At 69.1% G+C, this 6,822-nt stretch carries 8 protein-coding genes; 2 read left to right on the forward strand and 6 right to left on the reverse strand.

Going from position 1 to position 6,822, the window contains the following annotated elements; all coding sequences use genetic code 11:
- Positions 1–872 precede the first annotated feature (872 nt).
- From E4099_RS26805 to cutA, 5 genes are all read right to left on the reverse strand, one after another.
- On the reverse strand, positions 873–1,367 hold the full coding sequence (locus E4099_RS26805) for a hypothetical protein (RefSeq protein ID WP_135341704.1): 495 nt from the start codon (positions 1,365–1,367) through the stop codon (positions 873–875).
- A 116-nt stretch (positions 1,368–1,483) separates the two neighbouring features.
- Positions 1,484–1,786 (reverse strand): DUF7848 domain-containing protein, encoded by a 303-nt coding sequence (locus tag E4099_RS26810; protein WP_135341705.1) that lies wholly within the window; start codon positions 1,784–1,786, stop codon positions 1,484–1,486.
- Positions 1,783–2,178 carry a hypothetical protein gene (locus tag E4099_RS26815; protein ID WP_209446757.1) on the reverse strand — a complete coding sequence of 132 codons (396 nt, stop codon included), beginning with the start codon at positions 2,176–2,178 and terminating at the stop codon, positions 1,783–1,785. The genes E4099_RS26810 and E4099_RS26815 overlap by 4 nt, the downstream gene beginning before the upstream one ends.
- Positions 2,179–2,400: 222 nt before the next feature.
- Positions 2,401–3,606 carry a helix-turn-helix domain-containing protein gene (locus E4099_RS26820; protein ID WP_135341706.1) on the reverse strand — a complete coding sequence of 402 codons (1,206 nt, stop codon included), beginning with the start codon at positions 3,604–3,606 and terminating at the stop codon, positions 2,401–2,403.
- A gap of 179 nt (positions 3,607–3,785) precedes the next feature.
- On the reverse strand, positions 3,786–4,112 hold the full coding sequence (gene cutA / locus E4099_RS26825) for a divalent-cation tolerance protein CutA (protein ID WP_135341707.1): 327 nt from the start codon (positions 4,110–4,112) through the stop codon (positions 3,786–3,788).
- 216 nt (positions 4,113–4,328) lie between these two features.
- Here cutA and E4099_RS26830 point away from each other — a divergent pair, with 216 nt between their 5' ends.
- Positions 4,329–5,294 carry a S1 family peptidase gene (locus tag E4099_RS26830; RefSeq protein ID WP_135341708.1) on the forward strand — a complete coding sequence of 322 codons (966 nt, stop codon included), beginning with the start codon at positions 4,329–4,331 and terminating at the stop codon, positions 5,292–5,294.
- 217 nt (positions 5,295–5,511) lie between these two features.
- Positions 5,512–6,075 (forward strand): dihydrofolate reductase family protein, encoded by a 564-nt coding sequence (locus E4099_RS26835; RefSeq protein WP_135341709.1) that lies wholly within the window; start codon positions 5,512–5,514, stop codon positions 6,073–6,075.
- A 200-nt stretch (positions 6,076–6,275) separates the two neighbouring features.
- Here E4099_RS26835 and E4099_RS26840 read toward each other — a convergent pair whose 3' ends face one another.
- Complete coding sequence (locus tag E4099_RS26840) at positions 6,276–6,704, reverse strand: DUF4267 domain-containing protein (protein ID WP_135341710.1); 429 nt, start codon at positions 6,702–6,704, stop codon at positions 6,276–6,278.
- Positions 6,705–6,822: the final 118 nt, after the last annotated feature.

A 6,822-nucleotide genomic window follows, 5' to 3' on the forward strand; every position in this document is an offset into this window, starting at 1 on the left:
GGTCTCGGGGGCCGGGGATGCGGCGTCTGGGGGTGCGGTGTGCGGGGCGGTGATCAGGGCGCGGTCAGAGCCCGCGCAGACACCTGCGGCGCCGACCCGCTGGGCGATGACCAGCCCTCCCGCCACCGGCCACGCGTGCGAACCGAATCGACGGATACGGGTAATGTCAGGCGGACATGGCCTGCCTGTTGGACGAAAAGGGTTTTTCCCATGGCGAGTTGTAGAAGGTGCGGCGGCCACAAGCGGCGATGGCCCCGCGCCTGCGCGCGGTGCGGGACCGGGCACGGCCGTGCAGACGCGGCCGCTGATGTCGGCGAACTCGCTGGGGAGATCGGCCTGCTTCAGGTGATCGGACGAGGCATCGCAGGGGTCGCACGCTCCATGCTCCGCATCCTTGACTGACCGTCATCCCCAAGCCTTCCTCCGCCTTGCCTGCTGCCTCAGCACTGCGCTCGACCACCCATCCGTAGGTGCCCGTTCCGGTGCCGTGGGCCGTGATCCGCAAGGACACCCTCGCGCCGGTCGGGGTGTGGGTGAGTGAGTCAATGCCTTCGTGAGCGGCTCTGCGGGTGCGCAATGTCGCGGGATGCGGCCCGCAGGGACGGGGTGATGCCCCGCTCACCCACTTTCGCGGCGCGGGCGGGGCACTGGAGTCGCTAGTTGGACGGCTGCCCGGCACCCGGGCACGTGGGCTGATCCTGCTGGCCGTACTGCTGGTGAAGAGGGGTCTCCTGGCCCGGCTGCGCTGATGTGCCAACGCCACATACGGGGCAGTTACCCGCGACTAACGCAGGATCGAACCTTTTACCGCGCATTTCGACCTCCTGAGAGTCCGAGGATGCTCCCGATCTTCGGGGGAGCCACCCCAGCCGCTACACAGCGGCTGGGACGTCGAAATCAGCACCACCCGACCAGTCACGACCGGCAGGCAGGGCCTTCACCACGTAGACATACACACGGCTCGTGTCGTGGTAGATGATTTTCACGCCGTAGTGGACAGCGCCAGGCGCCTCACGAGTGCTGAACGCCTCTGCGGACGCCACTTCGCGGTTACCGCTGTTGAGGACCAAGGCGGCAATGTGCTGATCCACCAACTCCAGCCGCACCTGGCCTCCATCGAACGGCTCTGGCGCCTCTACTGGAGCGGGCGCATCGCCCTCGATGATCTGCTCTGTCTGATCAAACTTGTCGCCTTCCGCTGAGGTGGCGACAATCTGGAGCAACACCCGCGCGCCCGTCGAGTAGGTAACGGCCAAGCCATAGGGGTGCCGGTCGTCACCGACTTCCCGCGCGGTCTGCACCTCCTTGGCCACTCCCGCCTGTTCCAGGAGGGACTTCAAGAACTGTTCAAACCGTGCGGGGCGCATGTGATCGATCCTCTCTCGCAGGCTACGACAGTCTAGGTGCGACACAAGCCCGTCCGAACGATTCGAGCCCGCTCCAAAACAGCGCGTCCACCGGTCGGCGCAACGATTTCTGATGGTCATTCAGCCTTGTTCGACTCGCTACATCGAACCACCGGCGGGTCGATGTCCTCGCTGGGGGTGACCCGCCAGAACATCGTCACCGTGACCCGGTAACCGGTGTGGTGCCGCCCCTCCGCGTCCGCCTTGCCGGTGTGCGCCAGCGCCCACTCCTCCGCCTTGTCCCGCTGCTCGCCCGGCACCTGCTCGGGCGCGGGGGTGGAGGCGGCCTCGCAGGAGGTGCACTGGACCTCGATGATGTACGGCTCGGCGACCGGGTCTGGCCCCAGGCGCATCTCCACGTACCGCATACGCGTGGTCAAAGGGACGCCTCCCTCAGGTCGGCCGGGCTGGTGTTGAGCGCGATCCGGGCGGCGACGAAGAGCAGGTCACCAGGCGTGAGGCCACGGTCGGCCGGCATCCGCCAGTGGAATCCCGGCCCCCGGTTCCAGTGCACCGGCGGCATGCACACGTACGCGGCCTCCTCCGGCCGCCGGGGCAGCAGGACCAGCCGGTCCAGGGCGGGGCGCGGTGCCGTCTCGGCGGGGACGAACCAGTACATGCTCTGGTCCTGGACCACCGCGCCGTTGTCGTCACCGAGCAGGATCAGCACCCGCTCACCGATCTCCACCGGCACCCGTACGGCCTTCCAGCCGATACCGGCCTGCCGCAACCGCGGCTCCAGCCCGAGAGGTGGCTTCCAGTTCGGCTTCACCGGCCGGCCTCCGCGATGTCGGGGAAGGCGTGGCCGCCTTCCGGCCGGATGGCCAGGGCGAGGCGGTCCTCAAGCCCTGCCCCGGTAGGGGGTGGAAGGCATGCGGCGGTGGTCGTCACGTTCGGCTCCCTTGACGGAGTGTGCGGCTACCGTCACAGAGTCCCGATTCACCGAGCCTGTGGTGTTCCCGAACAGGGAACAACGCAGGGGTGCGCCCACTCGTTACATACCGACCCACGTGGCGAGGGAGGACAGCGATTCGGGGGCCCGGCGCTGCCGACGGACGAGCGTGCCGATCGTTTCCCGCATCAGCGGGTGGTAGCGGGCCTGCTGCGGGGCCACCTTCCGGGCGCGGAGCAGGAACCGTTCGGCCGGTTCAGGCTTGCCCATCTGCGCATACGCTCGGGCCATCTCGATGTAGTACCGACCCACCCGCATCTTCGGATGGGACTCCGGGAAGTGCAGCTTCTTGGACTCCTTCACCGCTTGGCCCAGCTCACCCAGCTCGACCAGAGCGGCAATGTCGAAGTGGGCCACGTTGGTCGTTCCGAATGAGGCCCAGTAGACATCGGGCACGTCCCGCCCGATTCTGTCCGCCGCCTCACGCGCCAGCCCCAGGTGCCCCCTGACGACATCGGCGTCGTCGGCCTGAGCCGCGGAGATGGCCGCCGCCAGGTGCAGGCTCCCCGCCACCGCCAAGGCATCGGTGGAACCGGTGTCCTCGTGCTGCTCGACGAGTCGGTGACCACGCTCGATGACCTTCAGCGCCAGCTTGTTGTCGCCCCGGCGCAACAGCATGCTGCTCCGCTTGTTCAGCCGTACGGCCAGGAGCAGCGGGTCTTGGGCCTGCTCTGCCATCCAGCCCATACGTTCCAGGGCGATGGTGGCCAGATGGTGGTAGCCGAGCCGGTAGGCGAACTCGTACGCCGTCCAGTAGCACCAGCTCAACGACGCGGCGGCACGCTGATAGTCGCGTCCCTGGGGTAGCTCGCTTATGGCAGTGGTGAGTTCACCCAGCAGGCCCGGCAACTTGGATCCGATGTCCCTGTACTGGGTAGCGCAGGCACCGGCGCACAACTCGCGTACGTCTTGCTCCAACTGGGCAAGGGGGCGCGGCGTGACGTGCGAGTCGGGCCCGAGGTCGTACATGTCGAGGGCATCCGACAGCGGAGCGATCAGCCGGTCGAGCCGGTCCTGCTGAAGCTCGGAAATGTAGGGCTGGCCGGTCAGTACGGCCACATCGACCTGGAGGACCCTGGCCACCGCGGCCACCACGCTGGGGGTCGCCGGTGCCAGGCCCCGCTCCACCTTCGCGATGCACCCCCTGGAGAGGAACGCCCGCTGGGCGAGGGCCGTTTGGGTTAACTGGCGTAGTTTCCGATAGTCGGCGATACGTGCGCCAATGTGCTCTTCGGTGCCCTGTGGCATGCTGTGCTCCGTTCTGACCTCGACACTCAGAACGCTACTCCTGGTCGGCTTCAGGGGTAAGGACGAGCGGCTCCTGCCACGAGGTGGGGCCGCTCGTCCCGTAGCCAAAGCCCTGACAGGGAAGGCCGGCCTCCACCTCACGGCATACCGGCAGCCCCCTCAGCTCCCCTGGCCGCACGTCACTCCCCGGTCTGCGACCTCACCCAATCCAGGTAAGCCGCGCTCCCCGCGGTAATCGGCACCGCGATGACCTCGGGGGTCTCGTAGTCGTGCCGGTCGATGACGAACGTGGTCAGGTCGTCCGCCAGGCTCACGTCCGTCTTGAAGTCCACGCGCCATTCCGACGCTTGTTCGACCTTGCCCTGCCACCGGTAGACCGAGGCGATGGGGTACACCTGCGCGCAGGCCGCCAGCCGCGCGTTCACGGCCTCCGCCGCCAGCGCGCGGGCCTTGTCCTCGCTCTCATGGGTGGTGGTCACCACCATGGCCTGCTCATGTGTCCGCATACGGGGAGCGTATCGGCGGGTGGCTTTGTTCACGGGGCGCGACATCGGTGGCACACGGGTCGGGAGGCAGGCAGCCACACTCGGGACCTGGGGGTTTCCCCCGTACAGAGAGGGGGCTGGCCGTACCGTCGACTGACCCGTTGCCTGGATGGTGCGGCAGGTTTCGGACAACGAGGCTGAATGCATTCGGAACCACCGAGCCAAAGGGAACTCTCTGTGTTCAGCTTCAAGCCGCCGCGCCGCCGTACCGCCCGGACCGCCGCAGTCGGCGTTCTCGCCGCCGCGGCCTGCGCCACCGTGATGGTCGGTACCGCCGGAGCCATCGTCAACGGGTCGGACTCCTCCGAGAGCTACCCCTTCATGGCGAGCATCCCGGAGTCGGCCCCCTCGCAGGGCATGCTCGACGGAAACTGCGGGGCGTCGCTGATCGATCGGCAGTGGGTGCTGACGGCGGCTCACTGCGTGAAGGTCGAGGGGCTCGAACTGGAGGGCACCGTGCGGGTCGGCAGCGCCCACCGCAAGTCCGGCGGCACCGTCCGGAAGATCGACCGGATCTTCGTCCACCCCGGCTATGTGAACGGCGACAACAAGGCCGCCAACAAGGACGACCTCGCGCTGATACGCCTGGACCGCCCGGTCGCCCAGCAACCCATCGAGATCGCCGAGCAGCCGGGGGCGCCCGGCACACCGACCCGGCTCCTGGGCTTCGGCACCACCGTCGACACCGAGTTCGCGTTCCCTGACCGGCTGCAGGAGCTGAACACCCGCCGGGGCGCCGAGTCCGAGTGCGCGCCCGGCTACGCGAACCGGACCCGGCTGTGCACGATCACCACCGTGCCCAAGGCCATGGCGTGCTTCGGGGACTCCGGCGGTCCGCAGGTGCAAAAGGGCCGGGGTGGTCGCTGGGAGCTGATCGGCGTCACCTCCGGGCCCGGCGCCCCGAACGTGCCGTGCTCCCACGGCCCCGGCCTCTACACCAGCGCCCCCGCCTACGCGGGCTGGATCGACAAGACCGTGAAGGCCAACAGCGCCCCGCCGACCGCGGCCAAGGGCCCCGACCTCGCCGAGACCGGCACGGACGACAACACCGCGGCGATCGCCGGCGTGGCCGCCGCACTGGTCGCCGCCGGTGGCGGAACCGCCCTCGCGGTACGCCGCCGCAGGACCCGCCACACCGCCTGAGCAAGACCGCCGAAACCCGCGGGCGGCCCCCTCACCACTCCCGCGACGAATATGTGGACACCGTCCACTTCTCGTGTCAGGATGTGATCACGCCGGGATGCGCGGACCGAGCCGGAGTACGGTCAGCGGCCATCGCCGGGGCATCGGCCACTCGGCCCCGCCCTCGGCCCCCGTGCCCGGCATCCCGTATGACCGCAGCCCCGAAGGGACACCGCTCGTGCGCAAGTTCAAGCTCCAGGTCCAGATGAGCGTCGATGGCTACATGGGTGGCCCGAACGGCGAGATGGACTGGCTGACGTTCCCATGGACCACTGACATCGGCGCCTACATCAGCGCGATGGTCGAGCCGGTGGACTGCATCGTGCTGGGCCGCAAGCTCGCCGAGGGGTTCATTCCGCACTGGGCGTCCGAGCCGGAGGGCGAGCCCCAGGAGGCCATCGACAAGATCAACAACGCGCAGAAGGTCGTGATCTCGAACACCCTCACCGAGTCGCCCTGGGAGGGCGCCGTCATCGCCGGGGGCGACCTCGCCGAGACCGTGAACGGCCTCAAGGCCCAGCCGGGTGGCGACCTCATCGCCTACGGCGGCGGCACGCTGGTGTCCAGCCTGATCAACGAGGGCCTGGTCGACGAGCTGCACCTGTTCGTCAACCCGACCGCGATCGGCGCCGGCATGCCGGTGTTCGGCACCCCCGACGCCTACCAGCGGTTCCGTACGGTCGCCTCGCAGACCTTCGAGTGCGGGATCACCGTGCTGCACCTGGAGCCCAAGCGCTCCTGAGACCGGCCCGGGTGGACGCGCCGAGCCCAAGCGGCCCCCGAGGGGTGGAGTGCCCGTGGTCGCCGCGGCGCAGCAGGCCGCCCCGGCCGTAGGCCGTCGCTCACCGGAAGGAAATCGCCTGCCCGGCCTTTCCCGACGGTGGCCGACGGGTAAGGGGTGGCCCGGCCATGCGGCCGGGCCACCCCTTCGGCATGCGGCCGTCAGGCGGGCCGCGCTGCGGGCACCGGGGCGGGCGCCTGGTGGGCCTTGCCGGTCTCGCGGAGGATCAGCAGGCCGGTGGCCGCGATCAGCACCGCGGTCAGGCCGTGGATGCCGAACGCGGCGGCGGCGGAGCCGTGGTGGGCCAAGACGTTGATCATGTCGCCGAACGGGGCGACGGCCTCCATCAGCAGGACCCAGCCCAGGGCGCGGCGGTGGCCCGTCACCAGCAGGATGCCGATGACCAGGCCCATCGCGAACTCACGGATGCCCTTCATGGTGAGGAAGCCGCCGCCGTCGCCGTCGGGCCAGTTCGGCAGGCCAACGCCTGGAGTGGACGTCTCGGGGGTCAGGATGAAGGACAGCCCGAGGTAGAGGACGAACAGGGCAACGGCGGTGGCCAGGACGGTGTTGACGTTCTTCAGCGACATGGTGCTTCTCCTTCGACGGTCAGCCTGGGGTGGGGGCAGGGCTCGGCGGCGGGCATGGCCGGGGTGGCCGCTGACGTGCCGGATGACGCGGACCGGGGTGGGCGGGGCGGACCAGGGC

The organism is Streptomyces palmae (assembly GCF_004684805.1).
GTDB classification, from domain to species: domain Bacteria; phylum Actinomycetota; class Actinomycetes; order Streptomycetales; family Streptomycetaceae; genus Streptomyces; species Streptomyces palmae.

Bases quoted from the DNA above. Each gene is read 5' to 3' on its own strand.
- E4099_RS26820 (WP_135341706.1), bottom strand. From the start codon at position 3,606: ATGCCACAGGGCACCGAAGAGCACATTGGCGCACGTATCGCCGACTAT.
- E4099_RS26805 (WP_135341704.1), bottom strand. From the start codon at position 1,367: ATGCGCCCCGCACGGTTTGAACAGTTCTTGAAGTCCCTCCTGGAACAG.
- E4099_RS26840 (WP_135341710.1), bottom strand. From the start codon at position 6,704: ATGTCGCTGAAGAACGTCAACACCGTCCTGGCCACCGCCGTTGCCCTG.
- cutA (WP_135341707.1), bottom strand. From the start codon at position 4,112: ATGCGGACACATGAGCAGGCCATGGTGGTGACCACCACCCATGAGAGC.